This window comes from Pseudomonas sp. AB39(2026) (genome assembly GCF_059831485.1).
The window spans coordinates 3,898,692-3,925,110 of record NZ_CP195212.1 but is presented as its reverse complement, the minus strand read 5'-3'; the positions used below and the strand labels follow the sequence as shown (position 1 = coordinate 3,925,110).

Annotated in this window: 19 protein-coding genes, 2 tRNA genes and 3 rRNA genes; 8 read left to right on the top strand and 16 right to left on the bottom strand. The window is 57.3% G+C overall.

Annotated elements, in window-relative coordinates; translation table 11 throughout:
- Nucleotides 1–110: 110 nt before the first annotated feature.
- The 3 genes from mksB to mksF are packed head-to-tail and all read left to right on the top strand — an operon-like array spanning nt 111 to nt 4,869.
- Nucleotides 111–1,394 carry an Mks condensin complex protein MksB gene (mksB, locus tag ACSAMW_RS17975; RefSeq protein ID WP_500591440.1) on the top strand — a complete coding sequence of 428 codons (1,284 nt, stop codon included), beginning with the start codon at nt 111–113 and terminating at the stop codon, nt 1,392–1,394.
- Nucleotides 1,391–2,044 carry an Mks condensin complex protein MksE gene (mksE, locus tag ACSAMW_RS17970; RefSeq protein ID WP_500591439.1) on the top strand — a complete coding sequence of 218 codons (654 nt, stop codon included), beginning with the start codon at nt 1,391–1,393 and terminating at the stop codon, nt 2,042–2,044. Before mksB ends, mksE begins: the two co-directional genes overlap by 4 nt.
- Nucleotides 2,041–4,869: an Mks condensin complex protein MksF gene (mksF, locus tag ACSAMW_RS17965; RefSeq protein ID WP_500591438.1), complete on the top strand. Its 2,829-nt coding sequence runs from the start codon at nt 2,041–2,043 to the stop codon at nt 4,867–4,869. Before mksE ends, mksF begins: the two co-directional genes overlap by 4 nt.
- A 160-nt stretch (nt 4,870–5,029) precedes the next feature.
- On the opposite strand, the gene rrf is transcribed toward mksF, so the two are convergent.
- The 11 genes from rrf to ACSAMW_RS17910 form a co-directional block, all read right to left on the bottom strand.
- A 5S ribosomal RNA gene (gene rrf / locus ACSAMW_RS17960) occupies nt 5,030–5,145 on the bottom strand.
- 125 nt (nt 5,146–5,270) lie between these two features.
- Nucleotides 5,271–8,159, bottom strand: a 23S ribosomal RNA gene (locus tag ACSAMW_RS17955).
- 249 nt (nt 8,160–8,408) lie between these two features.
- A tRNA-Ala gene (locus ACSAMW_RS17950) sits at nt 8,409–8,484 on the bottom strand.
- Nucleotides 8,485–8,491: 7 nt separating this feature from the next.
- Nucleotides 8,492–8,568: transfer RNA gene (locus ACSAMW_RS17945), tRNA-Ile, on the bottom strand.
- 165 nt (nt 8,569–8,733) lie between these two features.
- A 16S ribosomal RNA gene (locus ACSAMW_RS17940) occupies nt 8,734–10,272 on the bottom strand.
- Together the 16S, 23S and 5S rRNA genes with 2 tRNA genes alongside form the textbook arrangement of a ribosomal RNA operon.
- Before the next feature lie 490 nt (nt 10,273–10,762).
- Nucleotides 10,763–11,383 (bottom strand): protein-methionine-sulfoxide reductase heme-binding subunit MsrQ, encoded by a 621-nt coding sequence (gene msrQ / locus ACSAMW_RS17935; RefSeq protein ID WP_500591437.1) that lies wholly within the window; start codon nt 11,381–11,383, stop codon nt 10,763–10,765.
- The gene (gene msrP / locus ACSAMW_RS17930; protein ID WP_500591436.1) at nt 11,383–12,384 is read right to left on the bottom strand and encodes a protein-methionine-sulfoxide reductase catalytic subunit MsrP; all 1,002 of its coding nucleotides are present in this window, start codon (nt 12,382–12,384) and stop codon (nt 11,383–11,385) included. Before msrP ends, msrQ begins: the two co-directional genes overlap by 1 nt.
- A 56-nt stretch (nt 12,385–12,440) precedes the next feature.
- A complete protein-coding gene (gene pssA, locus ACSAMW_RS17925; RefSeq protein ID WP_500591435.1) occupies nt 12,441–13,289 on the bottom strand; it encodes a CDP-diacylglycerol--serine O-phosphatidyltransferase in 849 nt (282 codons plus the stop codon).
- A 147-nt stretch (nt 13,290–13,436) separates the two neighbouring features.
- Nucleotides 13,437–14,453 carry a ketol-acid reductoisomerase gene (ilvC, locus tag ACSAMW_RS17920; protein ID WP_168085681.1) on the bottom strand — a complete coding sequence of 339 codons (1,017 nt, stop codon included), beginning with the start codon at nt 14,451–14,453 and terminating at the stop codon, nt 13,437–13,439.
- A gap of 49 nt (nt 14,454–14,502) precedes the next feature.
- Nucleotides 14,503–14,994: an acetolactate synthase small subunit gene (gene ilvN / locus ACSAMW_RS17915; protein ID WP_500591434.1), complete on the bottom strand. Its 492-nt coding sequence runs from the start codon at nt 14,992–14,994 to the stop codon at nt 14,503–14,505.
- 2 nt (nt 14,995–14,996) lie between these two features.
- Complete coding sequence (locus ACSAMW_RS17910; RefSeq protein ID WP_500591433.1) at nt 14,997–16,721, bottom strand: acetolactate synthase 3 large subunit; 1,725 nt, start codon at nt 16,719–16,721, stop codon at nt 14,997–14,999.
- Nucleotides 16,722–17,075: 354 nt separating this feature from the next.
- On the opposite strand from ACSAMW_RS17910, the gene ACSAMW_RS17905 reads away from it, so the two are divergent.
- Complete coding sequence (locus tag ACSAMW_RS17905; protein ID WP_500591432.1) at nt 17,076–17,513, top strand: DUF4124 domain-containing protein; 438 nt, start codon at nt 17,076–17,078, stop codon at nt 17,511–17,513.
- A 21-nt stretch (nt 17,514–17,534) separates the two neighbouring features.
- Here ACSAMW_RS17905 and ACSAMW_RS17900 read toward each other — a convergent pair whose 3' ends face one another.
- Genes ACSAMW_RS17900 through mrcB form a run of 3 tightly spaced genes read right to left on the bottom strand, consistent with a single transcriptional unit; the run spans nt 17,535 to nt 20,930 of the window.
- Nucleotides 17,535–17,864 (bottom strand): YqcC family protein, encoded by a 330-nt coding sequence (locus ACSAMW_RS17900; RefSeq protein ID WP_500594068.1) that lies wholly within the window; start codon nt 17,862–17,864, stop codon nt 17,535–17,537.
- Between the two features lie 2 nt (nt 17,865–17,866).
- Nucleotides 17,867–18,595 (bottom strand): tetratricopeptide repeat protein, encoded by a 729-nt coding sequence (locus ACSAMW_RS17895; RefSeq protein WP_500591431.1) that lies wholly within the window; start codon nt 18,593–18,595, stop codon nt 17,867–17,869.
- A gap of 13 nt (nt 18,596–18,608) precedes the next feature.
- A complete protein-coding gene (gene mrcB / locus ACSAMW_RS17890; protein WP_500591430.1) occupies nt 18,609–20,930 on the bottom strand; it encodes a penicillin-binding protein 1B in 2,322 nt (773 codons plus the stop codon).
- A 117-nt stretch (nt 20,931–21,047) separates the two neighbouring features.
- On the opposite strand from mrcB, the gene ACSAMW_RS17885 reads away from it, so the two are divergent.
- The 4 genes from ACSAMW_RS17885 (at nt 21,048) to ACSAMW_RS17870 (ending at nt 24,172) form a co-directional block, all read left to right on the top strand.
- Nucleotides 21,048–22,589 carry a bifunctional aminoglycoside phosphotransferase/ATP-binding protein gene (locus ACSAMW_RS17885; RefSeq protein ID WP_500591429.1) on the top strand — a complete coding sequence of 514 codons (1,542 nt, stop codon included), beginning with the start codon at nt 21,048–21,050 and terminating at the stop codon, nt 22,587–22,589.
- Between the two features lie 86 nt (nt 22,590–22,675).
- Nucleotides 22,676–23,020, top strand: a complete 345-nt coding sequence (locus tag ACSAMW_RS17880; protein ID WP_500591428.1) for a pentapeptide repeat-containing protein — start codon at nt 22,676–22,678, stop codon at nt 23,018–23,020.
- A 49-nt stretch (nt 23,021–23,069) separates the two neighbouring features.
- Nucleotides 23,070–23,345 (top strand): TfoX/Sxy family protein, encoded by a 276-nt coding sequence (locus ACSAMW_RS17875; protein ID WP_500591427.1) that lies wholly within the window; start codon nt 23,070–23,072, stop codon nt 23,343–23,345.
- A gap of 35 nt (nt 23,346–23,380) precedes the next feature.
- A complete protein-coding gene (locus tag ACSAMW_RS17870; protein WP_500591426.1) occupies nt 23,381–24,172 on the top strand; it encodes a Crp/Fnr family transcriptional regulator in 792 nt (263 codons plus the stop codon).
- Between the two features lie 177 nt (nt 24,173–24,349).
- Here ACSAMW_RS17870 and sfsA read toward each other — a convergent pair whose 3' ends face one another.
- Nucleotides 24,350–25,063: a DNA/RNA nuclease SfsA gene (sfsA, locus tag ACSAMW_RS17865; protein WP_500591425.1), complete on the bottom strand. Its 714-nt coding sequence runs from the start codon at nt 25,061–25,063 to the stop codon at nt 24,350–24,352.
- Nucleotides 25,063–26,235 (bottom strand): pyridoxal phosphate-dependent aminotransferase, encoded by a 1,173-nt coding sequence (locus ACSAMW_RS17860; RefSeq protein ID WP_500591424.1) that lies wholly within the window; start codon nt 26,233–26,235, stop codon nt 25,063–25,065. Before ACSAMW_RS17860 ends, sfsA begins: the two co-directional genes overlap by 1 nt.
- Nucleotides 26,236–26,419: the final 184 nt, after the last annotated feature.

Here is a 26,419-nt window from a genome sequence, read left to right as displayed (position 1 = left end):
GTAATTCACGACCGCCAAACACCAGGGCCGGCCGAGCGACCAGCGAAGCGGTGCATGCCAAAAGGATGCGATACAATCCGGCCTTTTTCTGGCAACCAGGCGGTCGTTTCATGATCGAACCCAAGCGCGTATTGCGCGCCCTTGCTGAACACTGGGCGTTGCTCGAACCTTTATGTGAGCGCTTTGATCAGGGCACATTGGGCCTGGCAGAACTGCGCCTTCAACTGGCGACCTTCCTGCCCGAAGGCACCCCTCAGGACATTACCGGGCTGTTGGACACGTGGATTCGCCTGGATATTCTGGTGCCCGTTGCCAAAAGCCCCAACCGTTTCGAGCTTAACGCTCAGATTCATGATTTTCTGGCGTACCTGCGCCGGGAACATCGCCTGGGTTTGTGCCTGGAGATCGAAGCCTACCTGCGTCACCTGGAGCGCCTGGCCGTGCATATTCAGGAGGCCTTCGACATTCGAGATGGGAACGACCTCGCACGGCAACTGCGCGTGCTGGACATGCGTGTACGTGATGTGCTGAAGAAGCTGGACAACGACGAACAGGCTCTGGTGGCGGTTGCCGAACGCGCCAAGACCAGTGATCGGCAGATCCCTTTGCGCCAGCGGTACGCCGAAGTGCTTGCGACCTGGGACAAATACGTAGAACCCATGATCCAGTTGGTCAACGCCGATGGCGCCTTTGAACAAGGGGTGCGCAAGGTAGAGAACGTACTGCTGCACCTGCTGGGCGAACAACAGCGGCTAGGCCAGCTTATCGATGACGACCGGCTGTTGCGTACCCATGCCCGCATCCTGGAAATGCAGACCAGCGCACAGCTTACCCTACGCCATGCCCGGGAGCTGCTGTTGCCATTGCGCGAAGAGGCCCGCCGACACAATGCCGTGACCCGCGGCGCGGCGCTGGCACTGGCAGCCATTCGGCGCAAGGGGTTGGACGCTGTACCGCAAGCCGCACTTCCCCTGTTTACACGGCCACAAAGCAATTTTCTGGGTACAGCCAGCCAGGTGGAAGCCTATGTCTATGCGCTGGCGCGGTTTGAGCCTACACCGGCCCGCTTCCCTCGCCCGGAAAAAGCCGACCGGCCATCCACCTCCCGGGCACCGCGTACAGCGCGCGAAATGCTCGAACGCTGCGAGCAGTCACTGCCACTGCCTGATTTGATGCAGTGGTTGCTGGAGCAGGAACAGACCGGTGAAACCGATGACCTGCTGTACTGGTTTTCCCGTCTTTCCCGCGACAAGCGATTTATTCGACAGCGCCTTCACCGACAGGACTACCGCACCCGAGATCACGTGGTAAGCCTGCATTCCTTTGCCTTGCTTTCTCCCGGCGATACGCCTGGCGACCCAAGCGGCCTGTCTTCTGCGAGCCCCCGCCCATGAACCTTGACCTAGCTGAACTGACGCAACTGGCACCCATTTTTCGAGAGCTGCTTAAAGGCTTTCACATAAGCCGTCGCGATCCAGAGCTGTATGCCCAACTGTCCAACTGCCAGGACGCCTACCGCACCCTGTTTCGCGCACTCGGCTTCGAGCTGGTGTGCGACACCCGTGGGTTCTATTACTTCGTGCCTGAACAGGCTGCAGCGCAAGTGAACAAGACGGCTCAACGCCTTTCGCTGTTCACCTTCATTCTGGTAGAGCACTTGGCCGACCAGGGCCGCGATCCGATCAGTGTGTTGGACGGCGGTAGCCTTGGCCGAGATGAGCTGCCTGCCCTATTGGAAAAATACCGCGACCTGTTCAGCCAGGCAGACGTGCAGACACCCGAAGAGCTGGAAGAAAAGATTCTACGGCGCATGACCCAGCTGGGCTTTACCCACGAAGAACCCGGTATTTACCGTTTTCTGGCCCCAATGCACCGCTTTCTGGATGTGTGCCTTTCTGTGCAACAGGATCGGGACCTTGCGGCCACCCTGCACAGTACGTTGCCTTTGCCATCGCCTGCACTGGCCGATGACGAGGCAGACGAGGCGCAAGAGGATGCACTGGCACACGCCATGGCCGAAGAGCGACAGGAGATGGACACATGAGCCAGGAACGTTTTGGTATTCGCCGGTTTGCCTTGCTCAATACGGCCGGCTATAGCTTGGGGCTGTTCCCATTGGAACAGCCTTTATCGGTGTATGGCGCGAACAACTTGGGCAAGAGCGCCTCGATCAACGCCCTTCAATTTCCTATCCTGGCCCGTATGTCCGACATGAGCTTCGGCAAATACAGCCTGGAGCAATCCCGGAAGTTCTATTTTGCCAGTGATACCAGCTATATCCTGTGCGAAGTGATGCTGCCCCACGGCCCTCACGTGATTGGCGTGGTAGGCCGTGGGCCAGGTGGAGGGTTCGGGCACCAGTTCTTCGCTTATGCGGGGGCTCTGGACCTGGCCCACTACCAAGAAAACGAGACCTGCCTGCGTCAGAAAGCCCTGTTTGCCAAGCTCGACCGTGCAGGTATCAAGGCGTATGAAGTTAAACCTGACGAACTGCGTCGTTTGTTGGTAGGGGGGCATACCTCAGTCCCCTTGGACCTGACACTGATTCCGCTACGCTCGACCAGCGAACAGAGCCTCAAAACCTTCCGCGCTTTGTTTATCAACCTGCTGCACATGCGCGAAATCACTGCAGCCAAGCTCAAGCAACTGTTTCTGGACGCTTTCGAACACAGCCTGCGCTCCGGCAGTGTGGACTACATCGCTGCCTGCGAAGAAGCCTTCCGCGACGTTCGCCGAATGGAGCAGGACTATAACGCCCTAGTGACGGCAGGGCCCTTGGTGGAAGCATTGGCTAATGGCGTTCGCCAGCGGGACCAGCTTCGCGGCAAACTTCACAGGCTTTCGCCCTTGCTGGACAGTCTACTAGGCGCTTGGCAGGCCTATGCAGGTGATCGGAAGGAAGAACTGCTCGTTCAGGGGGAACATTACCGTAGCCAGCAGGATGCCTTGCAGAACGATCAGCGTGGCACTACTCAGGAGCTGATGCGCCTGGAGCGGGAAATCAGCGGTATCCAGCGTTGGCTGGGGGAATTGTCTGCCCTGCGCCATCGGTTTGCCTTGGTCGAAGATGCTCATGTGCTGGAACAGCAACTGTTAGTGGCCAAGGATGCCCATGACGAGTTGGCGGGCGCCCTGGCCCATGCCAGGCAATTCACTACCGGCGACCTTGATGCGCGTGTACGCGAGTTGGAGAGCCGTCTTAAAACGGTGAAGCAGCAGCTGGATCATGCGGATAACAACAGTTATGCGCGCTTACGCGAAGAGTTCTCTCAGCAGGACGTGGAGCGCCTGATGCGTGTATTCAACGGCGCGCTCTTCAGCCTTCCTCTGGGGCCGAAGGGTATAGCACTTGATGAAAACGGGGCTTGGGTAAAAAGCCTGGAGGCCGTGCTGGGCTGTATCAACGGCGAACGTTTTGAAGTGCCAGGCCTTGGCGTAGACCTCTCTTCCATAGAGCCCCCTGCCCTACAGGCGCTGGCTGACCGTGCTGTATTACGTGATCAACGAGATCGCCTCGATAAAGAGCTGCGGCAGTTGAAGACGCAGCAATCGGTGACTGCTGATCGCACGGCGAGTAAAGCGCAGGCCGATGCCTTGTATCAGCAGGTGGTGGATGCGCAAAAGGCCCTGGAAGATTTTCGTCGCTTAGGTGCCCTGAGCCAGGATGAACCCGATCGCCTTGAACAACTGGCGCAGCTGGAGGCAGCACAAGATGAACTGAAGCGCTCCAGCGACAGCTTTGCCGAACGTGTTCAGCAGTTGTCTGCAAAACTGCAACTGGTGAGCCGGCAGCTAGGGGACCTTGAGTCGCAGCAGCGTACGCTGGACGACACCTTGCGGCGCCGGCAACTGCTGCCAGCTGACATGCCATTTGGCACGCCCTACATGGAGCCCGTAGAGGATGCCATGGACAACCTGCTACCCCTGCTTAACGACTACCAGGACAGCTGGCAATCGCTGCTAAGGATAGAGGGCCAGATCGAGGCCTTGTACGCTCAAGTCCGCCTCAAGGGGGTAGCCAAGTTCGACAACGAAGAAAACCCAGAGCGCCGGCTGCAATTGCTGATCAATGCGTATGCCCATCGCCAGGACGAAGCCCTGACCCTGGCCAAGGCTCGCCGGGCAGCGGTGACTGATATAGCGCGTACGCTGCGTAATATCCGTAGCGACTACGACAGCCTTGAACACCAGTTGAACCTGTTCAACCGCGAGATCAATCGTCGTCAGGTCTCCAACCTTGAGAGCTTCCGTATTGTATTGGCGCCTAACAAGGAAGCGCTCAAGCATATCGACCAGATCATCCATAGCGCTGGCCAATACGAAGAGGGCGAAACCCTTTCAGTGTTCGACCTGAGCCGTACGACCGAACAAGACAATAAGAATGAGGAAGCTAAAGAGTACTTGGCAAGGCTGGTTGCCGCCAACCATAACCAGCTGGGCCTTAAAGACTTGTTCGAACTGGCTTTTGAAATCACCAAGGTCAACGGTGAGCCCAGGATGCATACCGATATTGACGGCGCAGCGTCTAATGGCACCACCATGACCATTAAGGCGCTGACCAACATGTACCTGCTGCTTCATTTGATGGACCGCGAGCGTGCCGGCCGCATTCGCCTCCCTTACTACTTGGACGAAGCCGCTGACATCGATGAGCGTAACCAGATGGCGTTGCTTGAAACCAGTCAGCAGCTGGGCTTTACCCCTATTCTTGCCTCAGTAAAACCGCAGGTGTCTGCACATGTAGCCATTGACCTGGAAGGCGGTAGCGGCCCTGATGGCATTTACGTAGACGAGGCTGACTGGAAGTACATTCGCCGGCACGACGAGGTTTTGGCAAAACTGGACAAGGCGGCTGAGGCAACCGCTTAAAGCAACCCAGCACGGCGCCCTGCCGCCCTGTTGAGCCAACAACAGGGCGGTATGTTTGCTAGGTAGGTGGCAATTGCTTTGCGCTGCATGAGCGCGCTGTATCAAACGCTGAAAAGACAAAACCCCTGATCGCAGGGCGACCAGGGGTTTTGGGTTTGAATCTTGACGATGACCTACTCTCACATGGGGAAACCCCACACTACCATCGGCGATGCATCGTTTCACTACTGAGTTCGGGATGGGATCAGGTGGTTCCAATGCTCTATGGTCGTCAAGAAATTCGGGTTGCGGCCTCGTGTTCACGCGGCTGCAGATCTGGGTATGTGATGTGTGAGTGTGCGTCTTTTCGGATGCGTCTTCACCACCGCGCTCTGTGCAGGCACAGATTGCTTGGGTGTTATATGGTCAAGCCTCACGGGCAATTAGTATGGGTTAGCTCAACGCCTCACAGCGCTTACACACCCCACCTATCAACGTCGTAGTCTTCGACGGCCCTTCAGGGAGCTCAAGGCTCCAGTGAGATCTCATCTTGAGGCAAGTTTCCCGCTTAGATGCTTTCAGCGGTTATCTCTTCCGAACATAGCTACCCGGCAATGCCACTGGCGTGACAACCGGAACACCAGAGGTTCGTCCACTCCGGTCCTCTCGTACTAGGAGCAGCCCCTCTCAAATCTCAAACGTCCACGGCAGATAGGGACCGAACTGTCTCACGACGTTCTAAACCCAGCTCGCGTACCACTTTAAATGGCGAACAGCCATACCCTTGGGACCGGCTTCAGCCCCAGGATGTGATGAGCCGACATCGAGGTGCCAAACACCGCCGTCGATATGAACTCTTGGGCGGTATCAGCCTGTTATCCCCGGAGTACCTTTTATCCGTTGAGCGATGGCCCTTCCATACAGAACCACCGGATCACTAAGACCTACTTTCGTACCTGCTCGACGTGTCTGTCTCGCAGTCAAGCGCGCTTTTGCCTTTATACTCTACGACCGATTTCCGACCGGTCTGAGCGCACCTTCGTACTCCTCCGTTACTCTTTGGGAGGAGACCGCCCCAGTCAAACTACCCACCATACACTGTCCTCGATCCGGATAACGGACCTGAGTTAGAACCTCAAGGTTGCCAGGGTGGTATTTCAAGGTTGGCTCCACGCAGACTGGCGTCCACGCTTCAAAGCCTCCCACCTATCCTACACAAGCAAGCTCAAAGTCCAGTGCAAAGCTATAGTAAAGGTTCACGGGGTCTTTCCGTCTAGCCGCGGATACACTGCATCTTCACAGCGATTTCAATTTCACTGAGTCTCGGGTGGAGACAGCGCCGCCATCGTTACGCCATTCGTGCAGGTCGGAACTTACCCGACAAGGAATTTCGCTACCTTAGGACCGTTATAGTTACGGCCGCCGTTTACCGGGGCTTCGATCAAGAGCTTCGCTTGCGCTAACCCCATCAATTAACCTTCCGGCACCGGGCAGGCGTCACACCCTATACGTCCACTTTCGTGTTTGCAGAGTGCTGTGTTTTTAATAAACAGTCGCAGCGGCCTGGTATCTTCGACCGGCAAAAGCTTACGGGGTAAACCCTTCACCTTCGCCGGCGCACCTTCTCCCGAAGTTACGGTGCCATTTTGCCTAGTTCCTTCACCCGAGTTCTCTCAAGCGCCTTGGTATTCTCTACCCAACCACCTGTGTCGGTTTGGGGTACGGTTCCTGGTTACCTGAAGCTTAGAAGCTTTTCCTGGAAGCATGGCATCGACCACTTCATGTCCTAAGGACACTCGTCATCAGCTCTCGGCCTTAAGATCCCGGATTTACCTAAGATCTCAGCCTACCACCTTAAACTTGGACAACCAACGCCAAGCTGGCCTAGCCTTCTCCGTCCCTCCATCGCAGTAACCAGAAGTACAGGAATATTAACCTGTTTTCCATCGACTACGCTTTTCAGCCTCGCCTTAGGGACCGACTAACCCTGCGTCGATTAACGTTGCGCAGGAAACCTTGGTTTTTCGGCGTGCGAGTTTTTCACTCGCATTGTCGTTACTCATGTCAGCATTCGCACTTCTGATACCTCCAGCCAGCTTCTCAACTGACCTTCACAGGCTTACAGAACGCTCCTCTACCGCGTCACTTGCGTGACACCCGTAGCTTCGGTGTATGGTTTGAGCCCCGTTACATCTTCCGCGCAGGCCGACTCGACTAGTGAGCTATTACGCTTTCTTTAAAGGGTGGCTGCTTCTAAGCCAACCTCCTAGCTGTCTAAGCCTTCCCACATCGTTTCCCACTTAACCATAACTTTGGGACCTTAGCTGACGGTCTGGGTTGTTTCCCTTTTCACGACGGACGTTAGCACCCGCCGTGTGTCTCCCATGCTCGGCACTTGTAGGTATTCGGAGTTTGCATCGGTTTGGTAAGTCGGGATGACCCCCTAGCCGAAACAGTGCTCTACCCCCTACAGTGATACATGAGGCGCTACCTAAATAGCTTTCGAGGAGAACCAGCTATCTCCGAGCTTGATTAGCCTTTCACTCCGATCCACAGGTCATCCGCTAACTTTTCAACGGTAGTCGGTTCGGTCCTCCAGTCAGTGTTACCTAACCTTCAACCTGCCCATGGATAGATCGCCCGGTTTCGGGTCTATACCCAGCGACTAAACGCCCTATTAAGACTCGCTTTCGCTACGCCTCCCCTATTCGGTTAAGCTCGCCACTGAATATAAGTCGCTGACCCATTATACAAAAGGTACGCAGTCACAGAACAAGTCTGCTCCCACTGCTTGTACGCATACGGTTTCAGGTTCTATTTCACTCCCCTCTCCGGGGTTCTTTTCGCCTTTCCCTCACGGTACTGGTTCACTATCGGTCAGTCAGTAGTATTTAGCCTTGGAGGATGGTCCCCCCATGTTCAGACAAAGTTTCTCGTGCTCCGTCCTACTCGATTTCATTGACAAGAGATTTTCGCGTACAGGGCTATCACCCACTATGGCCGCACTTTCCAGAGCGTTCCGCTAATCTCAAACCAACTTAAGGGCTGGTCCCCGTTCGCTCGCCACTACTAAGGGAATCTCGGTTGATTTCTTTTCCTCAGGGTACTTAGATGTTTCAGTTCCCCTGGTTCGCCTCTTGCACCTATGGATTCAGTACAAGATACCCAGCTTATGCTGAGTGGGTTCCCCCATTCAGAGATCTCCGGATCAAAGTCTGTTTGCCGACTCCCCGAAGCTTATCGCAGGCTACCACGTCTTTCATCGCCTCTGACTGCCAAGGCATCCACCGTATGCGCTTATTCACTTGACCATATAACCCCAAGCAATCTCGGGATTACGGTTGTGAAGACAACATTCGCCGAAAATTCGCACTTCTGTTCTAGGAACAGCTCACAAATTTTACCTTAGCCTGAATAAACACCAGTGAAAGTGCTATTCAGTCTAACTTTCTATCACATACCCAAATTTTTAAAGAACGATTCTGGAAAAGACCAGAAATCAACATTCAACCTCGCCTTGAGGGAATGCTCATTTCTAAGCTTTTGACCGATGATGTAGGTGGTGGAGCCAAGCGGGATCGAACCGCTGACCTCCTGCGTGCAAGGCAGGCGCTCTCCCAGCTGAGCTATGGCCCCAAACAACTGGTGGGTCTGGGCAGATTCGAACTGCCGACCTCACCCTTATCAGGGGTGCGCTCTAACCAACTGAGCTACAGACCCAAATACTGGGTCGCTGCATGCCGACCTCACCCTGCTCTTTACCACAAAGCATGGGGTGCGCTCTAACCAACTGAGCTACAGACCGACGTGAGGCGTTTCACCTAATCGTCTTTACAAGGAATCAAGCAATTCGTGTGGGTGCTTATGGGTGGCTGTGTCGTCGATTAAGGAGGTGATCCAGCCGCAGGTTCCCCTACGGCTACCTTGTTACGACTTCACCCCAGTCATGAATCACACCGTGGTAACCGTCCTCCCGAAGGTTAGACTAGCTACTTCTGGTGCAACCCACTCCCATGGTGTGACGGGCGGTGTGTACAAGGCCCGGGAACGTATTCACCGCGACGTTCTGATTCGCGATTACTAGCGATTCCGACTTCACGCAGTCGAGTTGCAGACTGCGATCCGGACTACGATCGGTTTTGTGAGATTAGCTCCACCTCGCGGCTTGGCAACCCTCTGTACCGACCATTGTAGCACGTGTGTAGCCCAGGCCGTAAGGGCCATGATGACTTGACGTCATCCCCACCTTCCTCCGGTTTGTCACCGGCAGTCTCCTTAGAGTGCCCACCATAACGTGCTGGTAACTAAGGACAAGGGTTGCGCTCGTTACGGGACTTAACCCAACATCTCACGACACGAGCTGACGACAGCCATGCAGCACCTGTCTCAATGTTCCCGAAGGCACCAATCCATCTCTGGAAAGTTCATTGGATGTCAAGGCCTGGTAAGGTTCTTCGCGTTGCTTCGAATTAAACCACATGCTCCACCGCTTGTGCGGGCCCCCGTCAATTCATTTGAGTTTTAACCTTGCGGCCGTACTCCCCAGGCGGTCAACTTAATGCGTTAGCTGCGCCACTAAGATCTCAAGGATCCCAACGGCTAGTTGACATCGTTTACGGCGTGGACTACCAGGGTATCTAATCCTGTTTGCTCCCCACGCTTTCGCACCTCAGCGTCAGTATTGGTCCAGGTGGTCGCCTTCGCCACTGATGTTCCTTCCTATATCTACGCATTTCACCGCTACACAGGAAATTCCACCACCCTCTACCATACTCTAGCTTGCCAGTTTCGGATGCAGTTCCCAGGTTGAGCCCGGGGATTTCACATTCGACTTGACAAACCGCCTACGCGCGCTTTACGCCCAGTAATTCCGATTAACGCTTGCACCCTCTGTATTACCGCGGCTGCTGGCACAGAGTTAGCCGGTGCTTATTCTGTCGGTAACGTCAAGACAACCAGGTATTCGCTAGCTGCCCTTCCTCCCAACTTAAAGTGCTTTACAATCCGAAGACCTTCTTCACACACGCGGCATGGCTGGATCAGGCTTTCGCCCATTGTCCAATATTCCCCACTGCTGCCTCCCGTAGGAGTCTGGACCGTGTCTCAGTTCCAGTGTGACTGATCATCCTCTCAGACCAGTTACGGATCGTCGCCTTGGTAGGCCTTTACCCTACCAACTAGCTAATCCGACCTAGGCTCATCTGATAGCGTGAGGCCCGAGGGTCCCCCACTTTCTCCCGTAGGACGTATGCGGTATTAGCAACCGTTTCCGGTTGTTATCCCCCACTATCAGGCAGATTCCTAGGCATTACTCACCCGTCCGCCGCTCGCCACCAGGAGCAAGCTCCCGTGCTGCCGCTCGACTTGCATGTGTTAGGCCTGCCGCCAGCGTTCAATCTGAGCCATGATCAAACTCTTCAGTTCAATACTGCTTGGGTTTTGAGAAAACCCTAAACTTGGCTCAGCAATCGCAAGACTTCCCGAAGGAAGCCACTCATTCGAATTTCTTCGCTGAGTTACTTGTGATGCTGATAATCATTGTGACAATCAGTCCAACTCACAAGCACCCACACGAATTGCTTGATTCATTTGTTAAAGAGCGGTGGCTGAAGTGTTTCGCTTCAACCGAGGCGCGCATTCTACGCTGCCTGTACATCTTGTCAAGCGTTTATTTTGCGAAGTTTTCAGAATTTCTCGTTCAACTTCAAACACTTGACCGCTTCACCAACCTCTCGAAGCGGGAGGCGAATTCTACAGCATTACAACTTGCTGTCAACTCCCTTTTTCACCGCATCCGATCCGGAGACCGAAGCACTTCCAGCACCTCTGAAACTGTAAACCCTTGATTCTCAAGAAGTTTGCCGTTCCGTTGTCGCTGGAAGTGGGGCGCATTATAAGGGGATTCGAAAGCGCGTCAAGCGCTTCTTTTCAAATTAGCCTGTTTATTTGATTTGCGCTTCATCAACTGGGCTACGGGCGGCACACGCATGAGCATAAGCACCATACCTATGCCCGCATAGATCGCCCACTCAGCCCAATCTGCTCGCACAATCCAGAGAAAATGCAGCAAGGCCAAGCCAAGTGCCGGGTAAGCCGCCTTATGCAAGATGCGCCATTTTTTGCCAAGCTTGCGCTGGCTGGCGCGGTTGGACGTGACAGCCAATGCCAGTAGCAGCACCCAGGCTATGGCGCCAACGATAATGTAAGGCCGCTTGCGCAGCTCTACACCTAACTGGCTGAGATCCAGGCCCACTACAAAGAACAGGTAAGCCGCTAAATGCAGAGCAGCATAGGCAAAACACCACAACCCCAATTGACGCCGGACCACCAGCCAACCGCTCCACCCTGTCAAACGCTGGAGAGGGGTCATGCTTAGTGCAATCAACAACATTACCAAGGCTCCCAGGCCGAACCGCAGCAGCAAGACTTTGCCCGGATCCGGCCCCAGCGCAAAAATCCACGCCTGATACACCCACCACACAGGCCATACCGCTATCACTACGAACACGCCCAAACGAAACCAGGGATAACGCATCAGTAATTTACCTTCAAATCCATTCCAGTGTAGAGCGAGGCTACTTCGTCCACGTAGCCGTTGAACATTTGTGTTTCGCGCACATTAGGTGCGAACAGCGTACCGGGCAGCCGACGCTCCCTGGCCTGCGTCCAGCGTGGATGATCCACATGGGGGTTAACGTTGGCGAAGAACCCGTATTCTGTCGGCGCGATACCCTGCCACGTGGTTTTCGGCTGTTCGCCGACCAGGCTTATCCGCACAATGGACTTGATGCCTTTGAAGCCATATTTCCACGGCACCACCAACCGCAACGGCGCGCCGTTCTGGTTTGGCAGCTCTCGGCCATACATCCCTACGGCCAAAATGGTAAGCGGGTGCATAGCCTCATCCAGTCGTAGCCCTTCCTGATAGGGCCACTCTATATAGGAGAAGCTGGAACGCTGCCCAGGCATGCTGGTTGGGTCCTGCAGCGTTTCGAATCGAACATAGCGTGCCTTGGAGGTAGGCTCCACCTGTTTGAGGATGCTTGCCAACGGGATGCCCAGCCAGGGGATGACCATGGACCAGGCCTCCACACAGCGCATGCGGTAGATTCGCTCTTCCAGCTGGTGTGGCTTTACGAAGTCCTCCAAGGCGTACTTACCCGGCTTGCCCACTTCACCATCGACCATCACAGACCAGGGGTCGGTTTTCAGGCTACCGGCATTTTGCGCGGGGTCACCTTTGTCAGTGCCGAATTCGTAAAAGTTGTTGTAGTGGGTAGCATCCTTGAAAGGCGTGATGGCTTCGCCTGCAACGTTCACTGCTTGCCAATGGGTATCACCCAGTTTGGCCTTGAGCCATTCCGGCACATTGCCAGGATCGACGCCGTCATAGGTTGACGCGGCCCAGGCGGGCAGCGCAGCGCTTGCAGCAAGCGCCGCACCGCCTGCCATCACAGCACGCCGAGAGAAATAAGTACTTTGGGGGGTGACGTCTGACTCATGACAAGCCGACGCCGGGGGGACCTTGATGAGCACGGGGCACACTCCATGACGCGTTAGAAACCGTAAGACGGAGTGTGCCCTGATTTATTTCACTTGTGCCGACGCATCCGCAACAAGTGTTGAACAGGGCCAGACGCCGCATAGATGAGGAAGATGAGCAGCAGAATGCGGGGTGGGTCTATAAACACAACCGCAAATACCAGCACAACCGCAAGAATAGCTACAAAAGGCACACGCCCTTTGAGATCGAGCTCCTTGAAGCTGTTGTACTTGATATTACTGACCATCAGCATGCCCGCGCCGGCTACCAGAATGGCGATAAGGAAGGACAGCTTGGCGCCAGGTATTTCAAAATCACTCAGCGCCCATACTGTGCCCGCCACTACCCCCGCGGCAGCAGGGCTTGCCAGGCCGATAAAGTAGCGTTTGTCAGCTTTGCCGACCTGGGTATTGAAGCGCGCAAGGCGCAATGCAGCCCCTGCCACATAGATGAAGGCCACCATCCAGCCCACTTTGCCCATGGCGCCGAGGGCCCAGACAAAGGCCAGCAGCGCAGGCGCCATACCAAAGGCAATCATGTCTGACAGCGAGTCGTACTCTGCACCAAATGCGCTTTGGGTATTGGTCATTCGCGCTACACGACCGTCTAGGCCGTCAAGCACCATGGCCACGAAGATGGCGATGGCTGCAAACGAATAATACTTCAACGCTTCGGTGGTGTTGCCTGCACTGAGCGCGCTTTGGGCTGTGATCGAGTTGATGATCGAGTAGAAACCGGCGAACAGGTTGGCAGTAGTGAATAGGTTGGGCAGCAGGTAGATGCCACGATGGCGCACCCTGCGACCTTCAGCGTCCTGGCCCTCTTCAACATGCTCGTCTACAGGGAGCAGGCTATCGGCGTCGGGGGCCATGTTCGGCTCTTCGGGGCGTTCGCTCATAAAACGGTACCTTGCTACGTGTGAAAAATTTCGACAGGCGCCTGGAGCGAGGGTTCGCACGCAAACGTTGCAGCTTTATACCAGAAGGCTGGGCCAGAAACGAAGAAACGCGGCCAGGGCCGCGTTTCTTAAGGTTACCGCTCAGAATCAGTTCTTGGCTTTATCAACGATCTTGTTGGCCGAGATCCAAGGCATCATGGAGCGCAGTTGCTCACCGATCACTTCAATGCCATGAGCCGCATTGTTACGGCGCTTGGCAGTCATGGACGGATAATTGGCTGCGCCTTCTGCAATGAACATCTTGGCGTATTCGCCATCCTGGATGCGCTTGAGTGCATTGCGCATGGCTTGGCGAGATTCAGCGTTGATCACCTCAGGGCCGGTGACGTACTCGCCGTACTCGGCATTGTTGGAGATGGAGTAGTTCATGTTGGCGATACCGCCTTCATACATGAGGTCCACGATCAGCTTGAGCTCATGCAGGCATTCGAAGTAGGCCATTTCTGGTGCATAACCTGCTTCTACGAGAGTCTCGAAGCCAGCCTTTACCAGCTCGACCGCACCACCGCACAGAACGGCCTGTTCGCCGAACAAGTCGGTTTCGGTTTCGTCCTTGAAGGTGGTTTCGATGATGCCGGTACGGCCGCCACCTACGCCAGCGGCATAGGACAGGGCAACGTTCTTGGCATTGCCCGAGGCATCTTGATAGATCGCGATCAGGTCAGGAATGCCGCCGCCTTTTACGAACTCGGAACGCACCGTGTGACCAGGCGCTTTAGGGGCGATCATGATCACGTCCAGGTCGCTGCGAGGAACAACCTGGTTGTAGTGGATGGCGAAGCCGTGGGAGAAGGCCAGGGTAGCGCCCTGTTTGAGGTTGGGCTCAACTTCGTTCTTGTACAGAACGGACTGGAATTCGTCCGGCGTCAGAATCATCACCAGGTCAGCAGAAGCCACGGCACTGGCAACGTCGGTTACTTTCAGGCCATGAGCTTCAGCCTTGGCAACGGTAGCAGAACCCTTGCGCAGGCCCACGACAACATCAACACCGGAGTCTTTCAGGTTGCACGCCTGGGCATGCCCCTGGGAACCGTAACCGATGATGGCGACCTTCTTGCCCTGGATGATGGAAAGGTCGCAGTCTTTGTCGTAATAAACTTTCATGAAATTCCCCTGGTTATCCTGGCCCATAGGCCATCTGCAAAACGATTGATTAGATGCTGAGTACTTTGTCGCCACGTGCGATGCCGGTCACGCCGCTGCGTACCGTCTCAAGAATCGACGTGGTGCCAACGGCCTGGATGAAGCTGTCGAGCTTGTCGGTGGTACCTGTCAGCTGCACGGTATAGACGCTGCTGGTGACATCGACGATCTGCCCCCGGAAGATGTCCGTGGTGCGCTTCACTTCAGCACGCTGGGCACCCGTGGCCTTGATCTTGACCAGCATCAGCTCGCGCTCGATATGCGCGCTTTCCGACAGGTCTACCAGCTTCACCACCTCTACCAGCTTGTTGAGGTTCTTGGTGATCTGCTCGATGACCTCATCGTGGCCGATGGTCGTCAAGGTAAGGCGCGACAGCGTCGGGTCTTCGGTCGCTGCGACGGTCAGGCTTTCAATATTGTAGTTGCGTTGCGAAAACAGGCCGACGACGCGGGACAGTGCGCCCGGTTCGTTTTCCAGCAACAAGGAAATGATATGCCGCATGGTCAGGTCCGCTCCGTCTTGCTCAGCCACATGTCACGCATCGCGCCGTCCTTGATCTGCATCGGATAGACGTGCTCGCTGGTATCGACCTGAATGTCCAGGAAGACAAGGCGGTCCTTCATGGCGAAGGCTTCGGCCATCATCGGCTTCAGGTCTTTCAGGTCGGTGATGCGCATTCCCACATGGCCATAAGCCTCGGCCAGCTTCACGAAGTCTGGCAGCGACTCCATGTACGAATGGGAATGGCGGCTGCTGTAGTTCATGTCCTGCCATTGGCGAACCATACCCAGCACGCCATTGTTCAGGTTGACGATCTTCACCGGCAAACCGTACTGCATGCAGGTGGAGAGCTCTTGGATATTCATCTGAATACTCCCCTCCCCCGTCACACAAGCAACATCATTATCCGGGAAATTCAGCTTCACCCCCATGGCCGAGGGGAAGCCAAAGCCCATGGTGCCCAGGCCACCGGAGTTGATCCAGCGGTTGGGCTTGTCGAAGGGGTAGTACTGGGCGGCGAACATCTGATGCTGGCCCACATCGGAGGTGATGAACGCATCACCCTCGGTTACTTCGAACAACGTGCGGATGACAGTTTGCGGCTTGATCAATGGGCCGTCGCCCTGCTCGTAAGGGAACAAGCCACGATCACCACGCCACTCGTCAATCTGTTTCCACCAGGCGGCGACAGCGTCTTTGTCTGGCACCTGGCCCAGCTCTTTGTAAGCTGCGACCATTTCTGTCAAAACGCTCTCGACCGGCCCAACGATAGGGACATCAGCCTTGATGGTCTTGGAAATGGAGGCCGGGTCGATATCCACATGAATGATCTTGGCATTAGGGCAGAACTTGGCTGCGCCGTTGATCACGCGGTCATCGAAACGCGCACCCACCGCGAAAATCACATCAGCGTGGTGCATGGTGAGGTTGGCGGTATAGCTGCCATGCATGCCCAGCATGCCCACAAACTGACGGTCAGTGCCAGGGTAGGCACCCAGCCCCATGAGCGTGTTGGTCACAGGGGCGTTCAGCAGGCGGGCCAGCTCGGTAAGCGGGCTGGAGGCGCCGCCGAGAATCACGCCGCCGCCAGCGTAGATCACGGGCCGGCGTGCGGCAACGAGCATTTCTGCGGCTTTGCGAATCTGCCCGGAATGGCCGCGCACAGCTGGCGAATACGAGCGCAGCTTGACCTTTTTGGGGTAGACGTATTCGAACTTTTCCGCCGGGTTAGTCATGTCCTTCGGGATATCGACTACCACGGGGCCCGGGCGACCGGACTCAGCCAGGTAGAAGGCCTTTTTCAGCACCTCAGGTATTTCCGACGGGTGCTTGATCATGAAACTGTGCTTCACGATAGGCCGGGAAATACCGATCATGTCGGTTTCTTGGAACGCGTCGGTACCCACCATGGTGCTAGGCACCTGGCCAGACAGCACCACCATTGGAATTGAATCCATATAGGCCGTGGCGATACCGGTAATAGCGTTGGTTGCACCTGGCCCGGAGGTCACCAGCACGACGCCAGCCTTGCCAGTCGCACGGGCATAGCCGTCGGCCATATGGGTAGCCGCCTGCTCGTGACGAACCAGTATGTGCGAGACAGCCGGTTCCTTGAACAGGGCATCGTAAACATGAAGGAGAGCACCACCAGGGTACCCATAGATGTGTTTGACACCTTCGTCACGCAAGAAGCGGACGATCATCTCACCGCCGGACAAGAGCTCCACGTTGTTCACCTCTAAAACGCCAGAATACCGCTGGGAAGCGGGTCCATTAGGTTTACTGCCAAGCAGAGCATGAGCGACGGTAGTCGCCGACTACGTCAGCACTGACTGAGCAAGTATTGGGAGTTCCCCAAGTGTTGCGGGGGTTTCCCACCCAGCGCGAGGTAACGCGTTGCGGGTGTAGCGGGTCGGCGCGGATGTGCGCCTCATGATCTGCTGAGCGGGTCTGCTTCTGGCATTCCCTTCACAGCGGACTTTGGATTGTTGTAAATAGCCCCTCCCAAGTCAAGCGCTCTGTTGACTTTATGCTTCTGTGGTAGTTTTGATCCAAGCCTTGTTTAGAACGACGGAGAGGACATGCGCCTTACATGCCTGGTCGCCAGCCTGATGCTGGTTTCGATGGGATCGCTGCACGCCGCTCAGGTGTACAAGTGGGTGGACAGTAATGGTGTGACACACTTCGACGCCAAGCCTCCGATTGGGCAAGCCGCCACACCGATCGATACACACGCACCGCCACCCTCCAGCCCGCCAAAAAGCGCTGAAGGCGATAATGACGACGTGGACAATGACCCTGAACAGAAGGCAGCCGATGCCAAGGTGAAAGAGCAGGTGGCTGAAGAGGCAGAGAAAACGAAGGATTTTTGTGATCAGGCACGGACTAACCTAGCCCAGTTGAACAACAACCCTCGGGTACGGCAAGAGGTGGACGGGGAGCTCAGGCGGCTGACCGAGCAGGAGCGGCAAACGCAGATCAGTGACACTCGCAAGGCCATCGCCGAGCAGTGCCACTAAGCCTGCGCGCTTTGCGCAGCATCAAGCCTGGTTGGCGATCAGCGCGTCGAACTGTTTCAGCGACACCATGAGTTCATACGCGGGCCCCTGCTGGCCCGCGTACACCATTTCAGCCATGGCCAGAATGCCCGAGGCGTTGGGCAATGGCTGGCCCTGCTCTATGATCAGCTTCATTCGAGGCAGGAAGATCCATTGCAGCCATTGCTCGAAACTGAGCGTATCGACACAGAAAGGCTCCGGGCTGGCAAGCGCTTGAACGTCGGGCGGTTCGCTACTCCACCAACCAGCCTGGCGCAGGGCGCGCTCGATCAACAGCAGTTGGTCGGCAATGGCGGGCATTCGGCTGTCCATCATCAACCCCGGGCGTTCTTGCGAGCCAAGGCCGCGCCGGCGGCGTCGCCTTGTTTTTCGCGAGCTTGGGCAACCGTTTCCCACAGCCTCGCCTGCAGGTCTGGGCGACCGCTGGCATAGCTCAAGCCACGGCGGGCGAACTGCTCGGCTTGGGCGGCATCACCCTGGGCAAGCCGGACCTGGGCCAGACGGAACAGCACCTGGGGCTCGCGAGGGGCGATACGCTGAGCTCGCTCCAGGCTGGAAGAGGCTCCATTGAGGTCCCCGCCGCCTTGCTGCTGCTGCGCGGTCGTCAGCAGTGCCAGCACCGGGCCATCCAGTTGCTCGTCTGCGGACAAACCACCACTGGCCTGGCTGGCTGAGGGAATGCCGCTGGGCGCTGCTGGCGCACTGTATTGGGTAGTAGGCGGCACAGGCGCCGGCGCAGTGTAGGCCGGGCCGTTGGTGACAGGGCCAGGTGTGATAGGTGTAGTGCTGATAGGTGCGGCACTGGCCTGAATGGGCGCGCTGGAGGTAGGCACCATGACCTGCACGCCACTGTCTTCCGGCGCAGCCTGCACAGGCGCCCTGGCAACCGGTGGCCGATAAGCCGTGTTACGGTTTGCCGACACCCGCTCGCTATTGGACACGGCCGACCCTTGATCGACCACCGGAATCGAACCGCGCGGTACGCTGGCACACCCTTGCAACAGGGCCGCAGCGCCGAGCATTGATAACAACCACTTGTTCACGTCAGTTCCTCAATCAATTCAGCCAGCCTTTGATCCAGTCCATTACCGGAGCGGCGGGCGTGTCCTGGGCAGCATTACAGGCCGTGCCTGGCACGGGCTCGCTGCCTCGAATATAAGGCATCTGTACGGCATTGGGGCAGCCTTCAGCCGACCCCTGGCCGGTCTGGGCATCGACCCAGGCCAGCGTGACGTTATCCGGCACAGCCATGTTCAATGGCAGCGGGTCGGCCTTGCGCATGAAGTTGGTCCATACCTGCAGGGCCCCTGTAGCGCCGGTATAAGGGGTTTTCCCATTATCGTCACGCCCCATCCACACCACCGCCAGCAGGTCTTGGCTAAAGCCTGCGAACCAGCTGTCACGGGAGTCGTTGGTGGTGCCGGTCTTGCCCGCCAGGTTCAAGGTAGACGGCAATACGCTGTATGCCGACCGCCCGGTCCCTTCACGCATCACCCGCTGCATGGCCGTCTGAATAAGGTAGATGCTGCCAGGATCGAAGCGCTGTTGGATCTGGAACGGATAACGCTTGAGTGGCTGGCCTTCTGCAGTCAGCACGCTGCGGATACCACGCATGGGTGTGTTGTAGCCGCCGTTGGCGAGGGTCTGGTACACCGTGGCCACTTGCATGGGCGTCAGTGCGCCGGCACCCAGCAGCATGGACGGGTACGCCGGCCAATCCACGTCTACCCCCAGCTTGCCGAGGGTTTTGAACACGTTCGGTATGCCCAGGTCCAGGCCCAGCCGGGCGCTGGACAGGTTGTAGGAGTGCGCCAGGCCCTGATACAGGAAAATCGTGCCATTGGAGCCGCGCTCGTAGTTTTGGGGTGACCACACTTGGCCATCTCCACCTTTCACCGAGAACGGTTCGTCCTTGATCCAACTGGTGAGGGTGTATTGGCTGGGCTTTTCCAGTGCCGTGAGGTAAATGGCGGGCTTGACCAGCGAGCCAATTGGGCGCACGGCGTCCAACGCCCGGTTGAAGCCTGCGAAGCCTGCCTGGCGGCTGCCCACCAGCGCCTGCACTTCGCCGCTTTCAGGGTTGGTCACCACCATGGCGGTTTCCATGGCATCGCCGCCCTTGCGGGCCGAGAAACGCTTGAAGCTTTCGCTCACGGCTGCCTCGGCCTTCATTTGCAGGATAGGGTCGAAACTGGTGAAAATCCGCAGGCCTTCGCCGGTGAGGTCTTCTTCGCGATAGTCCTCGCGCAACTGGCGCTTTACCAGGTCCAGGAAGCCGGGGAAGGAGCTCTCTGCCAGGCTGCCCCGCTGGGTCACACCCAGTGGCATTTTCTTCGCAGCCGCCACAGCTTCAGGCGTTGCCACACCCTGTTCCTGGAGCAGGTCCAGTACCAGGTTGCGGCGCTCCAGCGCACGGTCCGGGTAGCGACGTGGGTTGTAATAGGACGGCCCCTTGACCATCCCCACCAGCAAAGCCACCTGGTGAAGGCGCAGCTCCGACAGTGGCTGGCTGAAGAAGAACTGGCTCGCCAACCCAAAACCATGGACAGCCCGCTGCCCGTCCTGGCCGATGAATACTTCGTTGAGGTAGGCCTCAAGAATTTCCTGCTTGCTGTAATGCAGTTCCAGCAATACCGCCATCATCGCTTCGGTGAGCTTGCGGCTGAGGCTACGCTCATTCGTGAGGTAGAAATTCTTGACCAACTGTTGCGTGAGGGTACTGCCGCCCTGGCGCATCTGGCCTTTGGATGCGTTCACGTACACCGCGCGCGCGATGGACTTGGGGGACACCCCAAAGTGGTGATAGAAATCGCGGTCTTCGACCGTCACCAAGGTGTCGATCAAGTACGGCGGTACCTGGTCCAGCTTGATCAGAATGCGGTCTTCGAGGTTTTTGGGGTAGATACCGCCGATCATGAGCGGCTCCAGCCGCACCACGGGCAATTTATCGCCACCACCGCTCAATTCGCCCACATAGTCCCCATTGAAACGCACACGCACCGGGCGGGCCTGCTCCAGCCCCTCGTAGAACTGGAAGCCGCGTGTATTGAGCGATACGGTGCTGCCGTTCACGGCCACCTGGCCAGGGCCGTCCACGGTTGGTACACGCCGGTAGCCCAAGGCATCAAGCTCGGTAAGGAAATCCTTGAGCTCCAATTTTTGCCCAACGAACAGCTCAAGCGGCCGGGCGTAGACCTTTGCAGGGATGGTCCAGCGCTTGCCGGAGAATTTTTCCTGCACCACGGCATCCAGGTAAACGGCTACGCCAGCTAGCGCTACAAGGCCTACAAGGGCGAGCTTGAACGCCCAACCAAGCCAGGTACGGGTGCGATTCGAGGAGGAACGAGAAGGTTTACGGGGGGATCGGCTACGTGTCATGGCGGCGCATTATACGCAGTTTGCACACCTGCAAACAGAAACCTTGTTGCAGTTTGCAGCACTGGCCCAAGCCGCCATAATGATCAGCAATGCCCCTCGCCCGCACAAGGATTTTCCGTGAGCCAAGCCCTCATCGCCGCGCTGCAGAACCCAGCGCTCTACCCTCACCCGGTCGACGCCTTCGAGCTCATCGAAACCCACATTTCCTGGGTCATTCTTACCGGGCCGTACGCCTACAAGATCAAAAAGCCGATGAACTTCGGCTTCCTGGACTTCACTACGCTCGCTGCCCGCCAGCACTTCTGCCAAGAAGAACTGCGCCTGAACCAGCGCCTGACCGAAGGCCTGTACCTTGAGGTGGTGAACATCAGCGGCACCGAAAGTGCTCCGGTGCTTGGCGGTGATGGCCCGGCCATCGAGTACGCGCTGAAGATGCGTCAATTCCCTCAAAGCCAACTGTTAGGCACTTTGCAGGCCAATGGCGAGCTTACCAGCGCCCATGTGGACTCCATGGCTGAGCAGATCGCCCGCTTCCACCTCTCAGCACCCCATGTGCCCAGCGAACGCGCCGAGGGCACGCCAGAAAGCGTCATGGCACCCGTGGTACAGAATTTCGAACAGATCAAGCCGTTCCTGTCCGAGAGCGCCGACCTTGCCCAGCTCGATGCGCTGGATGCGTGGGCGCGCGCCGAGTACAACCGCTTGCTACCCTTGCTGGAACAACGCAAGGCCGATGGCTTTATTCGCGAATGCCACGGTGACATCCACCTGGGCAATGCCACCTTGATCGATGGCAACGTGGTGATTTTCGACTGTATCGAATTCAACGAACCCTTCCGTTTCACCGACGTCTACGCCGACTTGGGCTTTCTGGCCATGGACCTGGAGGACCGCGGGCTTAAAGGCTTGTCACGCCGCCTGGTTACCCGCTACCTGGAGCTGACGGGCGACTATGCTGGCCTGCCACTGCTCAGTTTCTACAAAGCCTACCGGGCCATGGTCCGGGCCAAGGTCGCGCTGTTCACCCTGCCTGCCAACGCCGACGGCCTGCAGCGCGCCACCTCGCTGCGCCAGTACCGCAACTACGCCACCCTGGCAGAGCGTTATAGCGCTATCCCGTCGCATTTCCTAGCGATTACCTGCGGGGTTTCCGCGGTGGGCAAGAGCCACGTTGCCCTGCGCCTGGTTGAGGCCTTGGGCGCTGTACGCCTGCGCTCGGACGTGGAGCGCAAACGGTTGTTTGCCGAGGACGAGCAGGCGCTGTACAGCGACTATGCCAGTGAAGCAACGTATGCGCGCCTGCACCAGCTGGCCGCCACCGTGCTCAGCGCTGGCCTGCCGGTAGTGCTGGATGCTACCTATCTCAAGCAGGCCCAGCGTGCCGATGCCCAGGCCATCGCACAGGATCAGGCGGTGCCGTTTTTCATCCTGGATTGCAGCGCACCACAGGCGGTGATCGAAAGCTGGCTGATCCAACGCCAGGCGCAGCGGCAGCAGGACCCTTCCGATGCCACCTTGGACGTGATCGAGACCCAGCAACGTACCCGCGAGCCCTTGTCCGGGGAGCAACTACTGGCTGCCAAAAGCGTTACCACACATGACGCCAGCAGCGTCGATGCGGTGATTGATGCCATTCGCCAACGATTGCCGGGCCTGTGATCTGAGCGGCGCGTGAACCAGTCCACACCTTCGGTTTCAGGGTGGTGCCATTATGATGGCGCCACCTTTCCCACGGAGCTGTAGCCATGACCCTTCCAAAGCAGATCGACTCGCCCCTGTTTGCGCTTCTCAAAGACGAAAAAATCGATGCCTTCAACGAGGAAAAACGCCGCGAAGGTACAGTGGACTTTACCGGGGCCGACTTCCGCGGTTTGGACTTGCGTAACCTAGACGCCGAAGGCGTTGACCTGAGCGACGCTTACTTCCGTTCTGCCGACCTGCGAGGCATCGACTTCAGGGGCTCCCGGCTTGAAGGGGCGTCTTTGGCCCATGCGCAGATTTCAGGCGCGTACTTTCCTCCCGAGTTGAGCGCTGATGAAATTCTTATGTCGGTCAATTTCGGTACACGGCTGCGCTACCGCACCAAATGAGACGGCGCTGTTAAGCACCGTACCAGGACAAGGCCATCAAGGAGCGTGGATGAACGACGAGCTGCAGGAACTGCGCAACCTAGGGAAAACCTCTGCCCAATGGCTACATGCCGTAGGCATTCATAGCGCAGCAGACCTGCGCCGCCTTGGGGCCGTCAATGCCTATCGTGCTGTAAAAGCCCGTGGTTTCCGCGCCTCCAAGGTATTGCTCTACGCCATTGAAGGCGCCCTGCTGGGTATTCATTGGAATGAGCTTCCCGCTGATCGCAAGCAGGCCCTGAACAATGCGCTGGACGCACAGCCTTCGGGCCGTCGCACCCCCTGACCCGCCTTGCACTGCGCAGGCTTGAGGCTACTCCTATGTACCTGATTGGCGAGCCGTCGGCTTACACCGAACAATGGATCAACCGCTTACAAAGTCTGCCGCACCGCCTTCTGGCTGGGGCCCAGCCCTGCGACGCTGCACTGGCGTTGCCGGCAAACACACCCTTGGCTTCTCATATACAGCCCAATTGTGTCTACCTGATAGAGGCGGGCTTGGTGCATATCAGCGTGGGTGGCCGTGCCCTGTTCTACCTTGGCGAAGGCGACCTGCTTGGCTTGGCGGATGTGCCTGAAGGCTTTACCCCACAAGCCCATACCGTGGCGCCCGTGAGCCTGGTGCCTTACGAACGGGAAGCCATCTTTCTGCACATAGGTGCTCAAGGCCAGGTGCAGGCGCTAGCAGACTACCTGGGAGGCCACGCCTGGTTGCTCGCGCAGGCAGTTGCACAGGCTACGCAGCCAGAATACCGAGGTACGAATGGTTTCAAGCATGTGCCAGCAGGTGAGGTGCTGATACGGCAAGGTGATGAGCCAGATCACGTGTTCATCATTATGGAGGGGCATGCCGAAGCGTTCGTGGATGGTATGAAAGTCGGCGATGTCGCGAAGGAAGAGATCTTCGGCGCCATGTCTGTATTTACGGATGAGAAGCGCACGGCCACCGTTATTGCGAGTACCGCCTGCACTGTCATTGTGGTCCCCAAAGACCAATTCATGGCGATGACACAGGCTAACCCAAAAATTGCACACAGCCTCATCGAAAGCATGGCCAGAAAAATCAATAGCTTAAATCAGCAGCTCACACATGCGGGCCCTGAAGGGCAATGAATTTCGAGAATGCACTTGACTCTCAAATGTGAATAGTTATTATTAGCACAGCTGGTCGCGAGATCAGTTGATAAGCAGCCCGGTGGTTCGGACTGACCTTATCTCCTCATCAGGCTAATCACGGTTATTGACCCGGCGCATGCCGGGTCTTTTTTTGCCCAGCGTACTCGCCAGGCATCAGCCCTCCCAGTGAAGGGCCAGGCGCCGGTCGATAAAGATCTCTTCCGTGCTCAGGTACACCCCATACGCCGGCACTTCAACACCCTGGCCTGCGGCCCACCGTAACGCTTGGGCATAGGCGTCATCAATCTCCCATGCTGGTCGTACAGCCTCCACCCCAACAAGGTTCACGCAAAACAGCTGAATGGCACGCGTACCACGGGAAGCCAGCGCGGCCAGTTCACGCAGGTGCCGCACACCGCGCTGGGTCACGGCGTCCGGGAAGGCCGCTACCACACTGCCGTCAAAGCCCAGGGTTACGCTTTTCACTTCAACATAGGCTTCGCCATCGGGGTATATGAGGTGAAAGTCTACCCGGCTGTTTTCCTGGCCATAGCGGACTTCCCGGCGCAGCTGCGTAAACCCGGCCAGCTCCGGAATGGCCCCTGCCAGCAATGCTTCTTCGACCACGCGATTGGCCCGCCCTGTATTGATACAGGCCAAGCGCCCCTGGGGCGTCTCTACAATTTCCCAGGTGCCCGGCAGCTTGCGCTTGGGGTCATCAGTGCGGCTGACCCATACCCGGCAGCCCGGCGCCATGCAATTGAGCATCGAGCCGGTGTTGGGGCAATGGACCGTCAATTGGCTACCATCGGCCAGCTCTATGTCAGCCAGAAAGCGCTTGTAACGTTTCAACAGCGTGGCAGGCTCAAGGGAAGGATCGAAGCGCATCAGCCTTGCCACCGCTGCAGGCCCTGGGCAATGCGCTCAACGGCCTGTTCCAGGCGTGGCAGAGCCTGGGTGTAGGCAAAACGCACATGCTGGCGAGCAAGGTGACGACCAAAATCCAGCCCTGGGGTAAACGCCACATACTCCTGTTCAAGGAAGAACTGAGAAAACGCAAAGGCATCCCCACCAAAGCGGCTGATGTCTGCATAAAGGTAGAACGCGCCCTCAGGTTCTACGGCAATGTCGAAACCCAGCCCGCGTAAAGCTGGCAAGAGAAAGTCCCGCCGCTCACGAAAGGCTTCGCGGCGCTGCTCGAGTATTTCCAGCGTGGCCGGCTCAAAACAGGCCAGGGCTGCGTGCTGAGCAATGCTGGGCGCACTGATGTACAGGTTCTGGGCCAGCTTTTCCAGCTCCGGTATGGCTTGCGGCGGGGCTACCAGCCAACCCAGCCGCCAGCCCGTCATGCCGAAATATTTGGAAAAGCTGTTGAGCACAAACGCTTCATCATTCACTTCAAGCACACTACGGGCGTCCATCCCGTAGGTCAGTCCATGGTAGATCTCATCCACTACCAAATGGCCATCCCGGGCTTTAATCGCATCACCAAGCGCCTGCAACGCATCGAGCCCCAGCACGGCACCGGTTGGGTTGGCCGGGGAAGCCACCAGTGCACCGGCCGACTGGGCATCCCAATGTTCAGCTATCAACTGCGCATTGAGCTGGTACTGCTCCCTTGGCCCTACCGGCACCAGCTTTGCCTCGCCTTCGATCAGCCGCAGGAAATGCCGGTTGCAAGGGTAGCCAGGGTCTGCCAGCAGCCAGTGCTGGCCGGGGTCTACCAGCAACGCGCTGGTCAACAGCAAGGCGCCAGATCCGCCAGGGGTGATCATGATGCGTGCCGGGTCGATGTCCAGGCCATACCGCTGGCCATAGAACCCGGCAATCGCCTGGCGCAAGGCCGGCAGGCCACGGGCAGCCGTATAGCCCGTATGGCCCATGGCAAGTGCCGCCTGCCCCGCAGCAATGACAGGCGCTGCCGTCACGAAATCCGGTTCGCCGATTTCAAGATGTATCACGTCATGGCCGGCCGCCTGCAATTCGTTCGCACGGGCCAGCAGGGCCATTACATGAAAAGGTTCTATCGCGCGGCTGCGGGCGCTGTAAGGCTTGGCCATGAGCGGGTCTCGTATTGCCTGGCAAAGCTCGATTCTACGGTACAAACCCTGCAAATGAGCGGTTTTGGGGCACTGTTGAATGATCTGCTATGCCGGCTGTCCAAACCCGTTGCGCAAGGCAATCAGGCTGGATAACCGGGAGTAGCGCACCCTGATTCTATCTGGTAAGTTCGCCCGCTTGCAG

Excerpts from the sequence above, each read along its gene's own strand:
- mksB (WP_500591440.1), top strand. The coding sequence starts at position 111 with ATGATCGAACCCAAGCGCGTATTGCGCGCCCTTGCTGAACACTGGGCG.
- mksE (WP_500591439.1), top strand. The coding sequence starts at position 1,391 with ATGAACCTTGACCTAGCTGAACTGACGCAACTGGCACCCATTTTTCGA.
- mksF (WP_500591438.1), top strand. The coding sequence starts at position 2,041 with ATGAGCCAGGAACGTTTTGGTATTCGCCGGTTTGCCTTGCTCAATACG.
- msrQ (WP_500591437.1), bottom strand. The coding sequence starts at position 11,383 with ATGCGTTATCCCTGGTTTCGTTTGGGCGTGTTCGTAGTGATAGCGGTA.
- pssA (WP_500591435.1), bottom strand. The coding sequence starts at position 13,289 with ATGAGCGAACGCCCCGAAGAGCCGAACATGGCCCCCGACGCCGATAGC.
- ilvC (WP_168085681.1), bottom strand. The coding sequence starts at position 14,453 with ATGAAAGTTTATTACGACAAAGACTGCGACCTTTCCATCATCCAGGGC.
- ilvN (WP_500591434.1), bottom strand. The coding sequence starts at position 14,994 with ATGCGGCATATCATTTCCTTGTTGCTGGAAAACGAACCGGGCGCACTG.
- ACSAMW_RS17905 (WP_500591432.1), top strand. The coding sequence starts at position 17,076 with ATGCGCCTTACATGCCTGGTCGCCAGCCTGATGCTGGTTTCGATGGGA.
- ACSAMW_RS17900 (WP_500594068.1), bottom strand. The coding sequence starts at position 17,864 with ATGGACAGCCGAATGCCCGCCATTGCCGACCAACTGCTGTTGATCGAG.
- mrcB (WP_500591430.1), bottom strand. The coding sequence starts at position 20,930 with ATGACACGTAGCCGATCCCCCCGTAAACCTTCTCGTTCCTCCTCGAAT.
- ACSAMW_RS17880 (WP_500591428.1), top strand. The coding sequence starts at position 22,676 with ATGACCCTTCCAAAGCAGATCGACTCGCCCCTGTTTGCGCTTCTCAAA.
- ACSAMW_RS17875 (WP_500591427.1), top strand. The coding sequence starts at position 23,070 with ATGAACGACGAGCTGCAGGAACTGCGCAACCTAGGGAAAACCTCTGCC.
- ACSAMW_RS17870 (WP_500591426.1), top strand. The coding sequence starts at position 23,381 with ATGTACCTGATTGGCGAGCCGTCGGCTTACACCGAACAATGGATCAAC.
- sfsA (WP_500591425.1), bottom strand. The coding sequence starts at position 25,063 with ATGCGCTTCGATCCTTCCCTTGAGCCTGCCACGCTGTTGAAACGTTAC.
- ACSAMW_RS17860 (WP_500591424.1), bottom strand. The coding sequence starts at position 26,235 with ATGGCCAAGCCTTACAGCGCCCGCAGCCGCGCGATAGAACCTTTTCAT.